This window comes from Streptococcus oralis subsp. dentisani (genome assembly GCF_002860905.1).
Classification (GTDB): Bacteria; Bacillota; Bacilli; order Lactobacillales; family Streptococcaceae; genus Streptococcus; species Streptococcus oralis_BA.
This window is the reverse complement of record NZ_PKIG01000003.1, coordinates 154,268-173,400: the sequence shown is the minus strand read 5'-3', so window position 1 is coordinate 173,400 and position 19,133 is coordinate 154,268. Positions and strand designations below refer to the sequence as shown.

Annotated in this window: 20 protein-coding genes and 2 pseudogenes; 10 read left to right on the top strand and 12 right to left on the bottom strand. The window is 38.8% G+C overall.

Features of this window, described 5'->3' with window-relative positions; genetic code table 11:
* Positions 1-55: 55 nt before the first annotated feature.
* The 3 genes and pseudogenes from CYK16_RS06425 to thrS all read left to right on the top strand — a co-directional run bounded on the left by CYK16_RS06425 (position 56) and on the right by thrS (position 2,701).
* Positions 56-435, top strand: a pseudogene (locus CYK16_RS06425) (hypothetical protein).
* 73 nt (positions 436-508) lie between these two features.
* Positions 509-717, top strand: a pseudogene (locus CYK16_RS10980) (hypothetical protein).
* Between the two features lie 40 nt (positions 718-757).
* Complete coding sequence (gene thrS, locus CYK16_RS06415; protein ID WP_000608345.1) at positions 758-2,701, top strand: threonine--tRNA ligase; 1,944 nt, start codon at positions 758-760, stop codon at positions 2,699-2,701.
* Positions 2,702-2,959: 258 nt separating this feature from the next.
* On the opposite strand, the gene CYK16_RS06405 is transcribed toward thrS, so the two are convergent.
* The 8 genes from CYK16_RS06405 to CYK16_RS06370 form a co-directional block, all read right to left on the bottom strand.
* The gene (locus CYK16_RS06405) at positions 2,960-4,009 is read right to left on the bottom strand and encodes a DUF389 domain-containing protein (protein WP_101776790.1); all 1,050 of its coding nucleotides are present in this window, start codon (positions 4,007-4,009) and stop codon (positions 2,960-2,962) included.
* Positions 4,006-4,329: a potassium channel family protein gene (locus CYK16_RS06400; RefSeq protein WP_001253404.1), complete on the bottom strand. Its 324-nt coding sequence runs from the start codon at positions 4,327-4,329 to the stop codon at positions 4,006-4,008. The genes CYK16_RS06405 and CYK16_RS06400 overlap by 4 nt, the downstream gene beginning before the upstream one ends.
* Before the next feature lie 13 nt (positions 4,330-4,342).
* A complete protein-coding gene (locus CYK16_RS06395; RefSeq protein ID WP_000397556.1) occupies positions 4,343-4,684 on the bottom strand; it encodes a hypothetical protein in 342 nt (113 codons plus the stop codon).
* Positions 4,609-4,911, bottom strand: a complete 303-nt coding sequence (locus CYK16_RS06390) for a TMEM175 family protein (RefSeq protein WP_004240734.1) — start codon at positions 4,909-4,911, stop codon at positions 4,609-4,611. Before CYK16_RS06390 ends, CYK16_RS06395 begins: the two co-directional genes overlap by 76 nt.
* 313 nt (positions 4,912-5,224) lie before the next feature.
* Positions 5,225-6,274, bottom strand: coding sequence for a DUF389 domain-containing protein (locus CYK16_RS06385; RefSeq protein ID WP_000147503.1), 1,050 nt, complete (start codon positions 6,272-6,274; stop codon positions 5,225-5,227).
* A gap of 286 nt (positions 6,275-6,560) precedes the next feature.
* Positions 6,561-8,072, bottom strand: a complete 1,512-nt coding sequence (locus CYK16_RS06380) for an ATP-binding cassette domain-containing protein (RefSeq protein WP_060805406.1) — start codon at positions 8,070-8,072, stop codon at positions 6,561-6,563.
* Between the two features lie 793 nt (positions 8,073-8,865).
* Entirely contained in the window at positions 8,866-9,840 is a 975-nt protein-coding gene (locus CYK16_RS06375) for a sensor histidine kinase (RefSeq protein WP_060805405.1), read from the bottom strand.
* Entirely contained in the window at positions 9,833-10,510 is a 678-nt protein-coding gene (locus CYK16_RS06370) for a response regulator transcription factor (RefSeq protein ID WP_000548990.1), read from the bottom strand. Before CYK16_RS06370 ends, CYK16_RS06375 begins: the two co-directional genes overlap by 8 nt.
* Positions 10,511-10,918: 408 nt before the next feature.
* On the opposite strand from CYK16_RS06370, the gene CYK16_RS06365 reads away from it, so the two are divergent.
* From CYK16_RS06365 to CYK16_RS06355, 3 genes are all read left to right on the top strand, one after another.
* A complete protein-coding gene (locus CYK16_RS06365; protein WP_101776789.1) occupies positions 10,919-11,488 on the top strand; it encodes a TetR/AcrR family transcriptional regulator in 570 nt (189 codons plus the stop codon).
* A gap of 88 nt (positions 11,489-11,576) precedes the next feature.
* Positions 11,577-12,353, top strand: coding sequence for a ferredoxin reductase domain-containing protein (locus CYK16_RS06360; RefSeq protein ID WP_060805404.1), 777 nt, complete (start codon positions 11,577-11,579; stop codon positions 12,351-12,353).
* 123 nt (positions 12,354-12,476) lie between these two features.
* Positions 12,477-13,550, top strand: coding sequence for a DUF2974 domain-containing protein (locus CYK16_RS06355; protein ID WP_060805403.1), 1,074 nt, complete (start codon positions 12,477-12,479; stop codon positions 13,548-13,550).
* 86 nt (positions 13,551-13,636) lie between these two features.
* On the opposite strand, the gene CYK16_RS06350 is transcribed toward CYK16_RS06355, so the two are convergent.
* From CYK16_RS06350 to CYK16_RS06340, 3 genes are all read right to left on the bottom strand, one after another.
* Positions 13,637-14,656, bottom strand: coding sequence for a YdcF family protein (locus CYK16_RS06350; protein ID WP_060805402.1), 1,020 nt, complete (start codon positions 14,654-14,656; stop codon positions 13,637-13,639).
* Between the two features lie 68 nt (positions 14,657-14,724).
* Positions 14,725-15,162 carry an Rrf2 family transcriptional regulator gene (locus tag CYK16_RS06345; RefSeq protein ID WP_001166796.1) on the bottom strand — a complete coding sequence of 146 codons (438 nt, stop codon included), beginning with the start codon at positions 15,160-15,162 and terminating at the stop codon, positions 14,725-14,727.
* A gap of 75 nt (positions 15,163-15,237) precedes the next feature.
* Positions 15,238-16,080 carry a metallophosphoesterase family protein gene (locus CYK16_RS06340; RefSeq protein WP_060805401.1) on the bottom strand — a complete coding sequence of 281 codons (843 nt, stop codon included), beginning with the start codon at positions 16,078-16,080 and terminating at the stop codon, positions 15,238-15,240.
* A gap of 111 nt (positions 16,081-16,191) precedes the next feature.
* On the opposite strand from CYK16_RS06340, the gene CYK16_RS06335 reads away from it, so the two are divergent.
* From CYK16_RS06335 to CYK16_RS06315, 4 genes are all read left to right on the top strand, one after another.
* Entirely contained in the window at positions 16,192-16,842 is a 651-nt protein-coding gene (locus CYK16_RS06335; RefSeq protein WP_060805400.1) for a metal-dependent transcriptional regulator, read from the top strand.
* Between the two features lie 120 nt (positions 16,843-16,962).
* A complete protein-coding gene (locus tag CYK16_RS06325; protein WP_180382770.1) occupies positions 16,963-17,673 on the top strand; it encodes a nicotinamide mononucleotide transporter in 711 nt (236 codons plus the stop codon).
* Positions 17,674-17,792: 119 nt separating this feature from the next.
* Entirely contained in the window at positions 17,793-18,206 is a 414-nt protein-coding gene (locus CYK16_RS06320) for a hypothetical protein (RefSeq protein WP_060805399.1), read from the top strand.
* 18 nt (positions 18,207-18,224) lie between these two features.
* Positions 18,225-18,638 carry a hypothetical protein gene (locus CYK16_RS06315; protein WP_081094011.1) on the top strand — a complete coding sequence of 138 codons (414 nt, stop codon included), beginning with the start codon at positions 18,225-18,227 and terminating at the stop codon, positions 18,636-18,638.
* A 38-nt stretch (positions 18,639-18,676) separates the two neighbouring features.
* Here CYK16_RS06315 and dtd read toward each other — a convergent pair whose 3' ends face one another.
* Positions 18,677-19,120 (bottom strand): D-aminoacyl-tRNA deacylase, encoded by a 444-nt coding sequence (gene dtd, locus CYK16_RS06310; protein WP_000691419.1) that lies wholly within the window; start codon positions 19,118-19,120, stop codon positions 18,677-18,679.
* Between the last annotated feature and the right edge of the window lie 13 nt (positions 19,121-19,133).

Here is a 19,133-nt window from a genome sequence, read left to right as displayed (position 1 = left end):
TAATAATCATAGCAAGAAATCTAAGTTATCTGTTTTTTTAAACGAGGCAATTATCATGCCTAGATTCTATCCCCATATCCCCTACTATCTGGTCATATTCTTCTTTTATTGGTATTGGCCACTTTATGAGTTGTTCTTGCTAGTTGTTTCTGACCCCCTTACACTCAAGGGACTCTATATAAACAATCTTCTCTTCTTTACACCTCTGGTAATCTTGATTGTATCGTTACTCTATAGCTACCGTTTCCGTTTCTCACTTTGGTGGTTAATTGGTAACGGACTGCTCTTTTGCTTTACTATCATAACCTTTGGTGAGTTTATACTAATTTACTTGCTAATCTATGAAACCTTGGCTCTGGTGGGCATGGCTTCCGGTATTGGCATCAAGCATATTCTACAAAAATGAAAAACAAAAAACTTTCACAAAATCCTTGAAAAATCTCACAATCATGCTATAATAATCCATAGAGACAAGTCACTTAGTCCCTTTCTACTAGAGAGTGCGTGGTTGCTGGAAACGCATAGAGAGCCTAAACTGATACTACTCTTGAGTTTTTTATGAAAACATAAAACGGTGGCCACGTTAGAGCCAATCAGAGGTGTCCCTCTCTTTTGAGGAACATAAATGAAGGTGGAACCACGTTGCGACGTCCTTTTGAGGATGTCGCTTTTTGTTTTTCTATCTTTCACAATCCTCTGTCCCTGTTTTCAGAATAGGGTTAACACATTCGTCAATAATATAAGTAAGGAGAACATCATGATTAACATTACTTTCCCAGATGGCGCTGTTCGTGAATTCGAATCTGGCGTTACTACTTTTGAAATTGCCCAATCTATCAGCAATTCCCTAGCTAAAAAGGCCTTGGCTGGTAAATTCAACGGCAAACTCATTGACACTACTCGTGCTATCACTGAAGATGGAAGCATCGAAATCGTGACACCTGATCACGAAGATGCCCTTCCAATCTTGCGTCACTCAGCAGCTCACTTGTTCGCCCAAGCAGCTCGTCGTCTTTTCCCAGACATTCACTTGGGAGTTGGTCCAGCCATCGAAGACGGCTTCTACTACGATACTGACAACACAGCTGGTCAAATCTCTAACGAAGACCTTCCTCGTATCGAAGAAGAAATGCAAAAAATCGTCAAAGAAAACTTCCCATCAATCCGTGAAGAAGTGACTAAAGACGAGGCACGTGAAATCTTCAAAAATGACCCTTACAAGTTGGAATTGATTGAAGAACACTCAGAAGACGAAGGTGGTTTGACTATCTATCGTCAGGGTGAATATGTAGACCTTTGCCGTGGCCCTCACGTCCCATCAACAGGCCGCATCCAAATCTTCCACCTTCTCCATGTAGCAGGTGCTTACTGGCGTGGAAATAGCGACAACGCTATGATGCAACGTATCTATGGTACAGCTTGGTTTGACAAGAAAGACTTGAAAAACTACCTCCAAATGCGTGAAGAAGCTAAGGAACGTGACCACCGTAAACTTGGTAAAGAGCTTGACCTCTTTATGATTTCCCAAGAGGTTGGTCAAGGACTTCCATTCTGGTTGCCAAATGGTGCGACTATTCGTCGTGAGTTGGAACGCTACATCGTAGACAAGGAGTTGGCTTCTGGCTACCAACACGTTTACACTCCACCACTTGCTTCTGTTGAGCTTTACAAGACTTCTGGTCACTGGGATCATTACCAAGAAGACATGTTCCCAACTATGGACATGGGTGACGGGGAAGAATTTGTCCTTCGTCCAATGAACTGTCCGCACCACATCCAAGTCTTCAAACACCATGTTCACTCTTACCGTGAGTTGCCGATCCGTATCGCTGAAATCGGTATGATGCACCGTTATGAAAAATCTGGTGCCCTCACTGGTCTTCAACGTGTACGTGAAATGTCACTCAACGACGGTCACCTCTTCGTTACTCCAGAACAAATCCAAGAAGAATTCCAGCGTGCCCTTCAGTTGATTATTGATGTTTATGAAGATTTCAACTTGACTGAATACCGCTTCCGTCTCTCTCTTCGTGACCCTCAAGATACTCACAAGTACTTTGACAACGATGAGATGTGGGAAAATGCCCAAACTATGCTTCGTGCAGCTCTTGATGAAATGGGCGTGGACTACTTTGAAGCCGAAGGTGAAGCAGCCTTCTACGGACCAAAATTGGATATTCAAGTTAAGACAGCCCTTGGAAAAGAAGAAACTCTTTCTACTATCCAGCTTGACTTCTTGCTTCCAGAGCGCTTCGACCTTAAATACATCGGAGCTGATGGCGAAGAACACCGTCCAGTCATGATTCACCGTGGTGTAATCTCTACTATGGAGCGCTTCACAGCTATCTTGATTGAGAACTACAAGGGAGCCTTCCCAACATGGCTTGCACCTCACCAAGTAACCCTCATCCCAGTATCTAACGAAAAACACGTAGACTACGCATGGGAAGTAGCTAAGAAACTCCGTGACCGTGGTGTCCGTGCAGATGTAGATGAGCGCAATGAAAAAATGCAGTTCAAGATCCGTGCTTCACAAACAAGCAAGATTCCTTACCAATTAATCGTTGGGGACAAGGAAATGGAAGACGGAACAGTCAACGTTCGTCGCTACGGCCAAAAAGAAACACAAACTGTCTCAGTAGATGATTTTGTTCAAGCTATCCTAGCTGATATCGCCAACAAATCACGCGTTGAGAAATAAAACAATCACAGTCTGAGAAACATTTTTCAGAGCCAGAAAAAGCAACAACTGAAACAGCTGTTGCTTTTTATATTTTTACTCAATGAAAATCAAAAAGCAAACTAGGAAGCTAGCCGCAAGCTGTACTTGAGTACGGTAAGGCGACGCTGACGTGGTTTTAATTTGATTTTCGAAGAGTATTATTTAACCCGAGCTAGTAGTGATTGATCAAACCACCACACAAGATTTGCTTTCATGAGTTAGACAAGGTCAATATCCTCATTCCTTGTCTGCTTCATTTTCTTTTACGAGATCTTTTTGTGAATCCTTTTCAGAGAGTTTTTGATCGATATACTTGTTAATGGTTTCATAAAATTCCTTGGTCGAATCACTGTCTAGTTTTGTCGAATTATGAACTTGATTGACTTTCAATTGAACAGATTGAATACCGTAAGAGGCTTGTTTTTGGTGGAGCGTTTCTAATTCTTCTTCTGAAATCGGATCTCCAACAACCGTCAAGACCAATTCATTGTTCCTTGACTTGTAGACTTGATTGATGACCGTGTGATTGGCGAACTCTTTTCCTACAAACTGTTTGATTCCTTCTTTTCGCGCTTGATCTATCGTCAGAGTGACTGCTGAATAACTAGCTGGAAGAATCAATAATACAATCAAGGATATCAAGCCAATTCTCATTTTAATGTTTAGCTCTTTAAATGAACTTAAGGGAGATTTTCTCATCAAAATTCTTGTTCCAACAATGTTGGCTAGCATGATAAAGACACAGTTGATCAAGAAAAGATAGAGAGCCCCCAATAAAAATCGTACATTCCCATTAGCTAAACCATAGCCAGCAGTACAGATAGGCGGCATCAAAGCTGTAGCAATGGCTACTCCTGGCACGATATTGTTTGCTTCTTTTTTCCTTGAACCGATCACACCAGCAATCCCACCAGCAATAGCAATGAGAACATCCCAAATGGTTGGAGAGGTTCGTGCGATCAACTCGCTACTTGCATAAGACAAGGGAGAAATCCAGAAATACAGAGTCGAGACAAGCAAACTGACCAACACTTGAGTCAATAAAACCTCTAGAGATTGCTTGATTAAACGCGTATCAAAAATAGCTAAACCGAATCCCAGTCCAACAATCGGTGTCATGAGAGGTGAAATTAACATGGCTCCAATAATAACAGCTGTTGAATTCATATTTAGACCGATAGAGGCAATAAAAATTGCACACATCAAAATCGCTGTATCTCTCAATCGAACATGAAGGTCATCGTATAATTTCTCACGGTATTCCCGTGTTGAATAATTGGCAGTCATTTGTCCTCTCCTCTTTCCTTATTTAAATCGGTATAATAATTAATAATAACAGCTGATAAACAGCCAAAAAATATGAGCCCATAAATCGTCAAGAAGACACTGGTAATCCTTCCAATCAAGGTCACAGCTAGGAGATCCCCGTAGCCGACAGTCGTCGAAGTCACAAAAGCATACCAAAGACCGTCTCCGTAATTTGTGATAGCAGGTTCAACTAGGAAAAGCACGCCTCCTGACCCAAAAACAAAGGTCACAAAACTCAGAGCAAACCGAGTAAAACCCGTAACCTGTATAATATGCCATAACATTTTTAAACGTCTCATTTGTTCTCCTTATTCATACTAGCTCCTGACCGAGCCGTTTTTTCCAATAATCAAAGTGAAGATAGGACATGATCTCCATCAGAGAAAGATAGACAAACTGATAGATCTGATTTAAGCTGATTATCAACTGATATTGTTTGAAAAATGACTGGAAGAAAGACCAGATATGACTGTCTTGAATCAGTCCCTTCTTAACATCAGACAGGATATTAGCTAAAGCTCCCAAGGACTGAAACGGTAAATCCTTGACATTTATATAGATCCGGTCCACCACATCATTCAGACTGGTATCTTGGATGGCATGAAATTCTCCAAAGAGAACTCCTGCCGCTCCAAGAGTAGAAACAAATTCCACCAAATAATTTCTGAGGAAATTTTCTCAACCTTTTCCCATAATGTGTTTAGTGCCATCCATAACGATCCCAACCAGAAAAAGGAAAGAAAACAAGCAAAGAAATTTTGCCGTAAATCCCAAAAAGCTTCAAGACTTGGTGTTGTTGGTTTTTCTAACTCTAAAATCAAGATGGTCATAATAATTGCTAGAACAGCATCTGTCAATACAATTAATCTGTCTTTCTTCATCGGATTGCATCCCCTTTCTTTTTTGTAACATTCTATCTTATCGCATAATATTGGATATTCTTTCATAATCCGACTACAAACAAAAATAAACCAAAAAGTCTGTCCCTATTATGCTATATTTAACTCTAGAAGTATTCATCCATCTAATTAATAAATATATCATATTTCACAATAAATGAATACTATCAAAGATTCATCCCCTTTCACTTCATCATTTAGTGTTGCTTAGATTTATCAAAAACAACCTGCTATAAGTAAGAAAGAGGAAGATACAAGAAAAACACGGCGTAAAAACCGATTCAGTTCATTGTCCTCAATCCTTGTCTGCTTCATTTTCTTTTACGAGATCTTTTTGTGAATCCTTTTCAGAGAGTTTTTGATCGATATACTTGTTAATGGTTTCATAAAATTCCTTGGTCGAATCACTGTCTAATTTTGTCGAATTATGAACTTGATTGACTTTCAATTGAACAGATTGAATACCGTAAGAGGCTTGTTTTTGGTGGAGCGTTTCTAATTCTTCTTCTGAAATCGGATCTCCAACAACCGTCAAGACCAACTCATTGTTTCTTGATTTGTAGACTTGATTAATGACCGTGTGATTGGCGAACTCTTTTCCTACAAACTGTTTGATTCCTTCTTTTCGCGCTTGATCTATCGTCAAAGTAATTGCTGAATAACTAGCCGGAAGAATCAATAATACAATCAAGGATATCAACCCAATTCTCATTTTAATGTTTAGCTCTTTAAATGAACTTAAGGGAGATTTTCTCATCATAATTCTTGTTCCAACAATGTTGATTAGCATGATAAAGACACAGTTGATCAAGAAAAGATAAAGAGCTCCAAATAAAAATCGTACATTTCCATTAGCTAAACCGTAACCTGCAGTGCAGATAGGTGGCATCAGAGCTGTTGCAATGGCTACTCCTGGTACGATATTGTTTGCTTCTTTTTTCCTTGAACCAATGAAACCTGCTATCCCACCAGCAATAGCAATGAGAACATCCCAAATGGTTGGAGAGGTTCGTGCAATCAATTCGCTACTTTCATAAGATAAAGGAGAAATCCAGAAATACAGAGCTGAGACAAGCAAGCTGACCAATACTTGAGTAAATAAAACCTCTAGAGATTGCTTGATTAAACGCGTATCAAAAATAGCTAAACCAAACCCCAGTCCAACAATCGGTGTCATAAGAGGGGAAATTAGCATGGCTCCAATAATGACAGCTGTTGAATTCATATTTAGTCCGATAGAGGCAATAAAAATCGCACACATCAAAATCACTGTATCTCTTAATCGAACATGAAGATCATCATATAATTTCTCACGGTATTCACGTGTTGAATAGTTTCCGGTCATTGGTTACTCCTTTTATTTCATATAATCTTGTTTCTGCATGGATGATGGTAGAGAGACTTCTGTCCAGTCTTACATATTTTTCTTCTCACCTGTTATTCTTTTGAAAATTATCCTCTAAGTATCCGCCAGTCCATCCTTAACATTATATCAAAAATTTTACAGTCTTTCTCTGACGAAATCTATCAATTGAACAGATAGAGAAAGCAAGAAATTTTTGTTTCCTTATCCGAAGAATGAAAAACGGTATCTCTCCTTAATACTATGCGTTTTATTCTTTATAATTTAGCTATTTCAAAATTACAAGTTCTCCATTCTTAATTTCCCAAACTTGGTCAAACTTACTTAATAATTCGTTTTGGCGATGTAAAGTAACAATGACGGCACTTGGTAATTCCAGAACTCTTTCCAATTCCATTTTAAACTGATTAGTATCCAAGGCAGAGAAAGGTTCGTCTAGGATAAGCAATGGATTTTTACGATTTTTCTCACGATTTAAATACATTCGTTGTTGCTGACCACCTGACAGGGATTGTGGTGGAATTTTTTCAAAATCTTCTTCTCTGAATTTTTCATTGAAACTATTGAATAGCGTTACATTATTTTCATAACTCGAAATAAATGTATGTTCTTGTTGCAGAATCATACCGAATCTTCCCCAAAGATGGTCCAAAACAAGCCCATCTAGCACAATTTGTCCTTCAAAATCTTCATCTGTTCCATTTAAAATGTTGAGAAGACTACTTTTTCCAGCCCCATTCTTACCAATAAGCGCAATTTTATCTCCTTTTTGAATCGTAGCGGAAGTAATTATCAATTTTGATTCTCCCAGTTGTTTGGAAATGTTTTTCAAAGTCATCGTATCAAAAGAATGTTGAGGTGCTTGAACTGAAACGGGTCTCCCAACAATGTTTTGAAAACTCTTGATTACAGGCTTTACGGACTCTAACATTTGTAAATCATAAAGGATTTCCTGTATTGGTTCAGAAAAAGCATTAATATATCCAAAACTAGCCACCACCTCAGGAATACCGAGTTGCTGGTGAGATAGAGAGTAGGCTAAATAAATAAACAGAACAAGACTAATGAATTCAAAAGAAACACCTGTCAATAAGATGCCTGTAATTTTTGTCAAACCATACTTAAAATACTTATCCTGCAAATTCTTTAGAGAACTCTTTTGTTGATTCAAAAAATGCGACATAGTTAGTTTATTTACCAAATGATGTCCCATGAGCAAATCCTCCAAAGTTCGATAGTAATCTCCTTGTTTTTTCAAGTAAACCTGTCTCCGATTAGCGGTCAACTTCCCAACGATTTTAGGAATTTGAATACTAATTCCAGTGGAAAAGATTAAAATCAGTGATACAATAGGATTAATTGTTCTGCTAATAATGAAAGCGTAAATGAGGATACGTAAAATTTGTTTGATAAAACTCATCAATGGAGGAAGGTAATCCTTTTCCAACGAATCTAGGTCATTAGATTGATAGGAAATATACTCTGCTACTGTTTTCTGCTTGAAATCGTGGTGACTGAGTCCCAGAAGTGAACGAAACCACTCATTTTTCAAAGTAGTCGAAAAGATAATCCCCTGCTTCCAATCAAGTATCATTTGGATATAGTTACAACTCAAATAGCCTGCCACTGACATAGAGTAACCATATAGAGCTACTTGATAATCCCCTTTGATTAATGCCTGCGTGAAATACGGTAACAAAGCTGTGCAGATATTCGATACTACACCAAAAAGAAAATTAAAGAAGAGATACCATCTAATAGTTTTAAGATATGGTAGCATATACGATACTCCTTGCTAATGCGTTTTTTACATATCGCAGAACAATCTCTACTATTCCCTATTTCAGATAGTGCGATACTCGGACATTGAGTGCAATAATTGTAAATCACACAAGTACTGCCGTTTTTACTATCATTCAAAATATAATTTGCTATTTTGTAAAATATAGGTCTATCCCATGTTTCTTTGATAGATGTAAAATGAATATTTCCAATACTTCTATTGAAAGCTTTTTCAGTTTTTCTAACGATTTAGGCTATTTCGTGACACACCCACAATCCGTGAAAATTCTGGTTATATCAGATTATGTGATTTTCGTAAGAATTTTATATTGTCTCCAATCATGGCAGTCTCCTTTTACTTGATAAAACTATTATAACATTTAGAAATTAAAAACTGGTTCAAAATCAATAGAATGTGTGTATTCGATACATTCAATAAATTCTTGGAAACAGTTCTACACCAGTTACACAAATCTATATACACCTATCTCATTCAAAATAAAAAGAAAGCTGCAGTTCTTTTAATCCTGTATCAACGATTCATTCTGAAATCGAATAGGAGACATTTCCCAAGTCTACAATTCACTTCATCTCAAATTAATTTTTGTAATTCACCCTTAGTTTATAGATTTTATGCTCAACAAAAGTATAAAGCATACAAAACTTCACTTTGAACCAGTATTTATACTATATTCCGTATTAAAAATTCTATTATTGGTTTTGTAAAAAACAGTCTTCAAATATCCTGAAATATAGCAAAAAGAGATTGGGTAAAAACTCATTGTCTCTTCTCACTCAAGGACTAAGTTCACTTGAGCAAACTGAATCCGCACTATCGTTCCTTTTCCGACCTCAGACTCGATGCGAATCTGGTGACCTAGTTCTTCAGAAATTTTCTTAGATAGATAGAGGCCAAGTCCAGATGACTGCTGAGTTAGGCGTCCATTATATCCTGAAAAGCCACGTTCAAAGACTCGGAGGACATCACTGTTTTTTATCCCGATTCCCGTATCCTTGATACAAAGCTCTTGCCCGTCCATATAAATCTCCAGACCACCTTCCTTGGTGTACTTGAGACTGTTTGAGATAATTTGTTCAATGACCACTAGCAGCCACTTTTTATCCGTCACGATTTCTTTATCAAGGTCATGTAGATTGACATTTAAGCCTTTTTGAATAAAGAAAAGAGCGTATTTACGAATTATTTCCTTGACCAAGTCCTCAATTTGAACCTGCTTTAAGACCAAATCATCATGAAAACTTTCTAAACGCAGGTACTGTAAAACTAGATTGGTATAGGAATCGATTTTGAAAATTTCCTGTTCTAATTGCTGCTTCAGTTGGCGGTCGGCCACTTCTGCAACTAAGAGTTGACTGGCTGCAATGGGGGTCTTAATCTGGTGCACCCACAAGGTATAGTAATCCAGCAAATCCGTCAGTTTTCTTTCTGCGTCAGACCTCTGCTGATAGAGTTCCATCTCCCGCGCTTCTAATTTTTCTGCTAAAGCTATTTCCAAAGGAGATTTGGCTTCCCTCTCCCCATAGAGAATTTCCTGGCGATAGACCTGCATTTCCACCAATATGTCCCAAGTGAAAAATAAGATGGTTACAAAACAACACAAGAGGAAAAAGTAGAGAAAGTAAATTCCCAAACTGGCAAATAAAAACTGAAAGAGCAAAACCAGAAATGTCAAGGTAAGCAGATAGATGAAAAGACGACTACGGGAGCGCAGATAGGCTAGAAAAAATGGTTTCCAATCAAGCATGCTTTAATCCGTACCCTATCCCTTTCTTGGTCTCGATAAATCCTATCAAGCCCTGTTCTTCCAATTTTTTACGCAAACGAGCCACATTGACAGAGAGGGTATTGTCATCAATGAAAAAGTCACTGTTCCAAAGCTCCCGCATGAGGTCATCACGCGCTACGATATTGCCCGCATGCTCAAACAACACGCGTAAAATCTGGAATTCATTCTTGGTCAAATTCAAGACTTGCCCTTGATAATGTAAATCCATGGATTTGGTATTGAGGATCACACCGGCGTATTCCAGTAAACTCTCGTCACGCCCAAACTCATAGGAACGGCGTAACAATCCCTGGACTTTGGCTAAAAGAACCTGCTGGTCAAAAGGCTTGGTCACAAAGTCATCCGCCCCCATATTGATTGCCATGACAATATCCATAGCCTGGTCTCTCGAAGACAGAAACATGATAGGTACCTTGGAAATCTTGCGAATCTCCTGACACCAGTGATAGCCATTAAACAAAGGCAAACCAATATCCATGAGGACCAGATGAGGCTCCGACTGGACAAAAAGACTCAAAACTTCCATGAAGTCTTCTACCAGAACCACTTCAAATCCCCATTCAGAGAGCATTTTTCCGACTTGTTGACGAATGACCTGATCATCTTCTACTAATAAAATCTTGTGCATCTGATTCTCCTTTGCTAATTTTAGGAGTCTTAAATCCTTTAGTATAAATAGAGGGCTTAGTATCTAATACTTTTTTGACATTTCCTTGTCACAACAGCTCAAAAACAGATAGTGAATAACCCCATTGATATCATACCTTATTTTCAGACATAGTGCCAGCACTACCCATTTATTTTTAATTTTTTCAACCCTCATTTCAGTTCTTTTATACATCCCCTTAACCAAAATTTATATCTATTCTTCCAAACCTTGAGTGTAGTTAAAACGACACTCTATACTCTTCTAACATTGAAAAGCTCCTTATCAAGTGGTATCCGTAAAAAGTTCTAGCTTTCAGATTGACAATCTGAAAAAGATTTGTTAAGATATGAATGAACAATATTTAATATTCATTCAGAAAAGAGGTGAATCAAATTGGACAAAAAACAGGCTTTGAAATCCGCAGCTTATGAAGTTTTTTCAAAAAAAGGATACAAGGCGACAGGAATTTCAGAAATTGCTAGACAAGCTCATATGGCAGTCGGATCTTTTTATAACTATTACGAAAGTAAAGAGGCTATTTTTTTAGATATCTATATTGATGAAAACAACCGTGTTCGCCAAACTATGATCGAAGAACTGGATTGGGAAATTGATATGATTGATCTTATTAGTCAACTCTTTGCTCAATCCAGAGCACTCGTTTCTTCCAATAAAATCCTTGCAGAATGGTACAATCCTGCCATAGCAGATGAGTTGCATAGCTACTATTCCTCAGAAGAAGGGAAAGTCACGAATCCATTTCATCAATTTCTCGTGAAAACCTTTACTCATCGTTTGCAGGCTGAAGGCCATTCTCCAGAAAAAATTCAAGATATTTTACAAGTTTACAACCTATTTTACTACATGGATATGCATATCACAGAAAATGATTTTCCAGATATTAGCAAAACTGTAGAAATACTAGCAACCAACTTCATTAAAGGAATACTGAAATAAAGAAATCTTTTCTTTATTTTTTGGAAATTATTGAATGAAAAAAAATATTATTCATTCATAGAAAATTACTACACTATAGGAGTTAAAAATGAAACGAGGGAAAAAAATGTTCATAATTATTCTAACTACACTTGGAGTGCTCGGCTTTATATCTTGGGGAATCATTACCTATCTTGGACGAAGTCAAACTTTATCGATAAAATCCATTGAAAATCCCAGCGGAGATTTGTATTTAGTTCACATCACAAAACCAAAAAATCAAATATGGAAAGCTGGCTCCTATGCTCAGTTTAAACTTCCTGACAGTTCGTTTGGTCTAGACAAAAGTCCAGTAAAGGAGGATCAGGCTAGCCGATGGCTAACCCTTGCTTCCACTCCTGATGAGGATGAAATTCTTATTGTAACCCATAATAGTGGTAGCGTGTTTAAGGAAACCTTAACACATTTACCAGCTGGTAGTAAAATTGAGATGAGTTGGCTGGAGTCATCTTTATCTGTTAAAGACAATGACCAAGCACTGGTTTGTTTTGCCTCTGATGTCGGTATTTCTACTCTACGTCCAGTTGTGAAAGAGTGGGCTGGTAAGCGCTCTATCATTCTTAATCATTTAGACAAAGGAGTAAACATTTTTGATAATGAGTTAAGAGAGCTTAGTAAGAATAATCCGAATCTAACTTATAAAACTAGCGAAACCTTTTCTCAAAGCCAGGCATTTTTAAAAAATGCGGTTGTGAAATACGGTAACCAAGCTATTTATCTCTTAACCGGCCAACCTGATGATATAAATGAGATGAAAAATTTCTTAAAAGAGAATGGGATTGACGACAAACAGATACAAACAAGTATGTTTAGAGGTTTGAAATAAAAGCAAACTGTCTTCTATGTGTCTGAATCATACCATTATAGGTCGGTATGTAGAGAGCTCGTACAAACCAACTAGTAAATTCTATGTGATTGTGATAAGATAAATAAAAAGAAAGGAGTTCTTATGGCCAATATTTTTGATTATCTGAAAGATGTCACACACGATTCCTTTTATGACCTACCTTTAAATGAATTAGACATTCTAGCCTTAACAGAAACTACTTACCTACCCTTTGATAATCTGGTATCAACAAGTCCTCAGCGACTTTTAGACCTGGCACCTCAGGTTCCAAGGGAGCCTAACATGTTGACCAGTAAAAATCGCCTCCAGCTATTAGATGAACTAGCTCGACACAAGCGCTTCAAAAATTGCAAACTCTCTCATTTTATCAACGACATCGACCCTGAGCTGCAAAAGCAGTTTGCGGCTATGACCTACCGCCTCACTCTCGATACCTATCTGATTGTCTTTCGTGGGACTGATGACAGCATCATTGGCTGGAAGGAAGATTTCCACCTGACTTATATGAAGGAAATTCCTGCTCAAAAGCACGCCCTATGCTATTTAGAGAATTTTTTTGTCCACCACCCTAGGAAAAAAGTCATTCTAGCTGGGCATTCCAAGGGAGGAAATCTAGCCATCTATGCTGCTAGCCAAATTGATCAAAGCTTGCAAGAGCAGATCACTGCAGTTTATACCTTTGATGCGCCTGGTCTCCACACAGAATTGACACAGACCGAAGGTTATCAAAGGATAATGGATAGAACCAATGTCTTCATCCCACAAGGTTCCATTATCGGTAGGATGCTGGAAATTCCTGCCCACCAAATCATCGTTCAAAGCACTGCCTTAGGTGGCATCGCCCAGCACGATACCTTTAGTTGGCAAATTGAGAACAAGCACTTCGTCCAGCTGGATAAGACCAACAGTGATAGTCAACAAGTAGACACAACCTTCAAGGAGTGGGTAGCAACAGTCCCTGACGAGGAACTTCAGCTCTACTTCGACCTCTTCTTTGGCACCATTCTTGATTCTGGTATTACTTCTATCAATGACTTGTCTTCCTTAAAGGCGCTTGAACACATTCATCATCTCTTTGTCCAAGCTCAATCCCTCACTCCAGAAGAAAGGGAAACCATGGGACGCCTCACCCAATTATTGATTGATACCCGTTACCAAGCCTGGAAGAATAGATAATCTCTTAAAAATTAAATGTATACAAAACAAAAGACCAAGAATACATACTTTCATGTGCATTCTAGGTCTTTTTAAATAGAATCTGACTACCAAATAACCCCTTTATAGGCTATCAAAATGAGGACTGATAGCAGGACATAAAAGGCAAGGAAAAGCCATTTCATCTTAACACAGAGCGCTACGTACTCCCGAATAAAAGCAGATGGTATGTAGTAGCCTGCCGTCCTACATCCGAGGCCATCTCCCTTCATTTTTAACTTACGAGCATAGGTACTAGTTCTAAAGACATGGTAATCATTGGTTACAAAGAGGAATTGAGGTTTGGCTACCAGTTTCTCACCAAGTTCCTTAGAAAAGAGAAGGTTCTCATAGGTAGTCCTTGATTGGTCCTCCAGGATAATCGCATCTTGGGGAACATCTGTCTCTTCAAGCAGATAGTTTGTAATGGCCTGCGCTTCAGAAATCTTCTCATCTCCTCCTTGACCACCACTGGCAATAATTTTTATGTTAGAATTCTTAGACTTGTGGTAAGTTTCTACGGCCTTATCAATTCTCCTCTTCAGCAAAGGAGTTACCCTTTCTCCGCCTAATAAGCCAGCACCGTGAATGATAATAAAATCATAATGCTTCTTCTTAGGAATAAAGAGATACAAGATAGAGTACAGCATAAAACCCGCAAAGGCAAAGCCAAAAATAAAATAAGAGTAGAAAATGAATACAAATAAAATGTTTAGAAAGTGATTGGTGTAAAATAATTCATTTTGACCTCCCAATCGAAATGAAATCAAGGCAAAAAATACCAAAATGACTATTCCAAGGAGCATGGAGAGATAATTGGCCTTTGAACGTCCCTCTCGCTTCAACAAAATGACCCCATTATAGATTAAAAAGATACCACTCAGAAAAAGCAAAAAAGGAAGTAAAATAAAGGGAAATATAAAAAAAGCGAAATGAATCTTCTCATACCCATTTTGATAAAAAAGGTAGCCTAGATAAAAATAACTGGAAATGAGGGATAATAAGAATAATACTGGATTCCACAAACTTCTATTATCCTTCCAAAATGACACTATAAAGGCTAATACAATTCCTATAACGAGATACATTTCTTCCTCCTTTAATAACTACATTTTATCATAATTATCTAAAGAGCAAAAGAGGGCATCTATCCCTCTCACTCCTTCATCTGACTCTCTGCATCGGCCACAACTTGCTCTAAGCTAGTCTGACCAAGTTCAGCCTCCATAGCCAGCTGGATTCTCTCCAATTTTTGATCCAAAACATCATGAATATGAGCTCCAACTGGACAATTTGGATTTGGATTGTCATGGAAACTGAAGAGTTGACCAGTCTTACCAAGACACTCAACCGCTTGATAAACATCTAAAAGACTAATATCCTTGAGATCCTTAACAATCTCTGTCCCACCTGTTCCGCGCGCGACTGAAATCAGCTCTGCCTTCTTCAACTGAGACAAGGTCTTTCTGATAATGACAGGATTGACTCCGACACTAGCAGCCAGAAAATCACTGGTCACCTTGCTTTCCTTCCCCTTGAGGGCAATGATTATCAGCATATGAGTCGCAATGGTAAATCTACTTGGAATTTGCATCCTCTTCTCCTTTTTACGAGGCTACCCTGCCTCTACTCTTCTTTTTCTATTATTATACCCTTTTTAGTTGTAATGTCAATCGTTACCACTTTTCAACCAAGCATCTAATTCCCTATCATAACCCTCTTTCTGGGCTAATTCTCTCAGAAATTCCTGATGATGAGTATGGTGGATCCCATTGACCAGACTTTCATAGTAAACCTCAAAATAGGGAAGTTTGAGGTCTTTAGCCAGTTGCAATTCAGCTGTCACATCGTAGTCTACCCGTCGGAAGTCCATATCTACCAAGCCCTTGTCATCAAACTCCAAAATCATATACTGGGCACGCAAGTCCTTCCGCAACTGGGCATCTAGAAAGAAAGGCTGGCCAATTGAACCCGGATTGACAATCAATTGCCCACCAGTCCCGTAACGAAGCAACTGCTGGTGAATATGACCATAAACAGCAATATCACAAGGGGGATTGGTCACCAAGCGGTCAAAATCCTCTTGCGCTCCAGTATGAATCAACTCTCGCCCCCAGTTCTTATCAGGCAGATGATGGCTAATTCCTACCGTCAAATCACCAAACTGACGATGAAGCTGGAGGGGTTGATTGTGGAGCAGTTCAATTTCTTCTAAGGAAATTTCCTCTAAAACATACTGGCACTGGCGCAAGAGATAGCGTTGACTGGGACGAGTACTATCCAATTCCCTGCGGACACCATGCCACAGACTGTCTTCCCAGTTTCCCAAAACTCTAGCCGTAATCGGTAGTTGAGCCAACAAGTCCAAAATCCTTCTACGCCCTGTTCCTGGCATGAGAATATCTCCCAAAAGCCAGTATTCACCCACTCCTAGCTGCCGAGCATCTGCCAAAACAGCCTCCAAGGCGGTGGTATTTCCATGAATATCTGAAAGAAGAGCTATTTTCGTCATATCCATCTCCTCGTTTTTTCTCTTGCAATAAGTATAACATAAAAAGTCACAGCTAGAGAAATCTAGCTTTTTTTGATATACTAGATAGAGATATTAGACAAGAGGAAGCGAATGACCCCGAATAAAGAAGACTATCTAAAATGTATTTATGAAATTGGCATAGACCTGCATAAAATCACCAACAAGGAAATTGCGGCCCGCATGCAAGTCTCTCCCCCTGCCGTAACTGAAATGATTAAACGGATGAAAAGTGAAAATCTCATCCTCAAGGACAAGGAATGTGGCTATCTACTGACTGACCTTGGACTCAAACTGGTCTCAGAGCTCTACCGTAAGCATCGCTTGATTGAAGTTTTTCTAGTCCATCATTTAGACTATACAAGTGACCAGATTCACGAGGAAGCTGAGGTCCTGGAGCATACTGTCTCTGACCTGTTCGTGGAAAGACTGGATAAATTGCTAGGTTTCCCTAAAACCTGCCCCCACGGAGGAACCATTCCTGCCAAGGGAGAACTCCTAGTTGAAATCAATAACCTGCCACTAGCTGACATCAAGGAAGCTGGCTCCTATCGCCTAACTCGGGTGCATGATAGTTTTGACATTCTCCATTATCTGGATAAGCACTCACTCCACATCGGTGACCATCTCCAAGTCAAGCAGTTTGATGGCTTCAGCAACACCTTCACTATCCTTAGTAAAGACGCGGATTTACAAGTGAATATGGACATTGCCAAACAACTCTATGTCGAAAAAATCGACTAATTTCTCAAGTCCCCTACCAACCCTGAAAGTTTGATTTTCAGGGTTTTATTTTTATCATTTGATTTTGCTTTCATTTAGTTGTAGAATATTTGTTAAAAAAAAAGAAAGATAGTTTAACCTATGAAAAAATCACTAAAAATTTTTGCGACATCTAAATGGTTTGACCTCTTTGGAGTTGCTTTGGTCGTTGGGATTGCGATTGCATCTGGTTACCTCAACTCCCGTCTCGACAAATTCGTAGACTGGGGCCCATGGACAGCTCTTGTTCCCTTTGGATTGATTTCCGTAACCAATGTTGGGATTTCCATGTTGTCCACTCGTTTCACGGGAAAATTAAGCAAATGGGGAAATTACTTTGGTATTGTCAATACGATTTTATCTGGTACCATTGATTATATCCTTGGAAATAAGGCGGCCATTATCACCTATCCCGTCACCTTCCTCATTTATACCTTTGCTATTAAGAAATGGGAAGCTTCGCAAGAAGGCAGACCCAACCAAATGAGCCAAAAACAGCTAAAATTGGCGGCCATCATCATTTCCATCATCGCCTTCCTCTTTGCCTTTGTGACCAACTATATCGGATATGGGGGCAAGATGAATCTCCTTGCCTACGTAACAACTATTGCTTTTGCACTGTCCCTCATTGCCAATGCTTTGAATGCATTGAAACTAACAACTCAGTGGGGCTTTTGGTTAATTTACAATTTCGTTCAGCTGACAAAGGCTGGCATTCAAGGAAACTTTGCCAATATCGGTAAATACATCTTTTATATCCTCAATGCAATCGGAGCTTTATTTGTCTGGAATGATGAAGAAGTAAAACAATAAGAGGAAAATCAAATAAAGAAATCTAACAGAATCTCCTTACTAAAATTTTTTATCATTTTACTTGTAACTCCCATTCTTTTGGAGTAGAATGAAGCTATATAAAAGAGGGAGGTCTTGTCATGAAAAAACTCTTTAGAATCCATTTTACAGCAATTGCAGTTATCGATTTGCTACTATTCGCATTTTTTAGCAAAAGACCCGAGACATCTTTGGAGTGGCTCTTACTCTCTGGTTTTATTTTCCTCCTTGCTCAAGGACTCCTGCTATTTCGCTTGGTCAATCGACTCAAACATCAATTCGCTGAGATTTATCCTCAAATCAATAAAAAGATTCGCTTCTACTATTTAGGGGTTTTCTCCATTGATTTTCTATTTTTTGTGCTCTTAGCCTTCGTTAGTTCTCAGCGATTTTCCGATCTTATGCCATTCATCACTGCTTGTCATTCTACTTTATATTATATGACGGCTGACTACCTAAGAGAAAACTATCCAGACTTTTACGACAAACATATCTCTTTGTGGGAGTGTCTCTAGGGAAAAGGAGGTTTTATCATGAAAAAAATTATCTACATCAAAACCATTCAACTTCTTGTCATTGATGGAATCATGCTGGCATTTTTGACATTTAAAGAGGGGCTTACTTGGGATTGGATTTTGATTTACAGTGGTTGGCTCATTTTCTTTCATCCTGTGCTATTGACCTATCTGTCCAACCAGCTTTGTGACTACTTTAGTCAACTCTATTCCCAGATTAGACCTAGATTCTGGCGTTTTTCCTTGCAGATTCTCCTATGGGATAGCCTGATCATTCTCTCCTTGATATGTTTAAGGGGTATTCCACTTTTCCTTCAGGGAACTCTCCTAATCCTAGGCCATCTCATCCCTTCCTATCGCATAAGCCAAAGCCTGAAAAGAGACTTTCCAAAAGCCTATCACGAACCCATTTCATTTTGGAGTATTTTATGATAGATAAGAAAAACCAAGCCGGCTGGGCTTGGTCTTTCTTATCTATTTTTAGTATCAAGGATAATGGTGACTGGTCCGTCATTGACCAGCTCAACCTGCATATCCGCTCCAAAGATGCCTGTCTGAACGGGCACTTCTTGCGCTAATTTTTGATTGAAAGCATCATAGAAGTCTGATGCCATATCAGGTTTGGCCGCCCCTGTGAAGGCTGGACGATTGCCTTTCTTAGTATCCGCAAAGAGGGTAAACTGAGAAATAGAAAGGATTTCTCCTTCAATATCTTTGACAGACAGGTTCATCTTGCCTTCTGCGTCTGAAAAAATCCGCATGTTGACCAGTTTTCTCACAGCATAGTCCAAATCTTCCTCTTGGTCCTCTGGTCCAACACCAACCAGCAATAAGAGGCCCTGATTGATTTTTCCCTGAACCTGACCTTCGATACTCACTTGGGCTTTTTTAACCCGTTGAATAATGATTTTCATAATAGCCTTTCTA

Excerpts from the sequence above, each read along its gene's own strand:
- thrS (WP_000608345.1), top strand. The coding sequence starts at position 758 with ATGATTAACATTACTTTCCCAGATGGCGCTGTTCGTGAATTCGAATCT.
- CYK16_RS06405 (WP_101776790.1), bottom strand. The coding sequence starts at position 4,009 with ATGACTGCCAATTATTCAACACGGGAATACCGTGAGAAATTATACGAT.
- CYK16_RS06400 (WP_001253404.1), bottom strand. The coding sequence starts at position 4,329 with ATGAGACGTTTAAAAATGTTATGGCATATTATACAGGTTACGGGTTTT.
- CYK16_RS06390 (WP_004240734.1), bottom strand. The coding sequence starts at position 4,911 with ATGAAGAAAGACAGATTAATTGTATTGACAGATGCTGTTCTAGCAATT.
- CYK16_RS06385 (WP_000147503.1), bottom strand. The coding sequence starts at position 6,274 with ATGACCGGAAACTATTCAACACGTGAATACCGTGAGAAATTATATGAT.
- CYK16_RS06380 (WP_060805406.1), bottom strand. The coding sequence starts at position 8,072 with ATGCTACCATATCTTAAAACTATTAGATGGTATCTCTTCTTTAATTTT.
- CYK16_RS06375 (WP_060805405.1), bottom strand. The coding sequence starts at position 9,840 with ATGCTTGATTGGAAACCATTTTTTCTAGCCTATCTGCGCTCCCGTAGT.
- CYK16_RS06370 (WP_000548990.1), bottom strand. The coding sequence starts at position 10,510 with ATGCACAAGATTTTATTAGTAGAAGATGATCAGGTCATTCGTCAACAA.
- CYK16_RS06360 (WP_060805404.1), top strand. The coding sequence starts at position 11,577 with ATGAAACGAGGGAAAAAAATGTTCATAATTATTCTAACTACACTTGGA.
- CYK16_RS06355 (WP_060805403.1), top strand. The coding sequence starts at position 12,477 with ATGGCCAATATTTTTGATTATCTGAAAGATGTCACACACGATTCCTTT.
- CYK16_RS06350 (WP_060805402.1), bottom strand. The coding sequence starts at position 14,656 with ATGTATCTCGTTATAGGAATTGTATTAGCCTTTATAGTGTCATTTTGG.
- CYK16_RS06345 (WP_001166796.1), bottom strand. The coding sequence starts at position 15,162 with ATGCAAATTCCAAGTAGATTTACCATTGCGACTCATATGCTGATAATC.
- CYK16_RS06340 (WP_060805401.1), bottom strand. The coding sequence starts at position 16,080 with ATGACGAAAATAGCTCTTCTTTCAGATATTCATGGAAATACCACCGCC.
- CYK16_RS06335 (WP_060805400.1), top strand. The coding sequence starts at position 16,192 with ATGACCCCGAATAAAGAAGACTATCTAAAATGTATTTATGAAATTGGC.
- CYK16_RS06325 (WP_180382770.1), top strand. The coding sequence starts at position 16,963 with ATGAAAAAATCACTAAAAATTTTTGCGACATCTAAATGGTTTGACCTC.
- CYK16_RS06320 (WP_060805399.1), top strand. The coding sequence starts at position 17,793 with ATGAAAAAACTCTTTAGAATCCATTTTACAGCAATTGCAGTTATCGAT.
- CYK16_RS06315 (WP_081094011.1), top strand. The coding sequence starts at position 18,225 with ATGAAAAAAATTATCTACATCAAAACCATTCAACTTCTTGTCATTGAT.
- dtd (WP_000691419.1), bottom strand. The coding sequence starts at position 19,120 with ATGAAAATCATTATTCAACGGGTTAAAAAAGCCCAAGTGAGTATCGAA.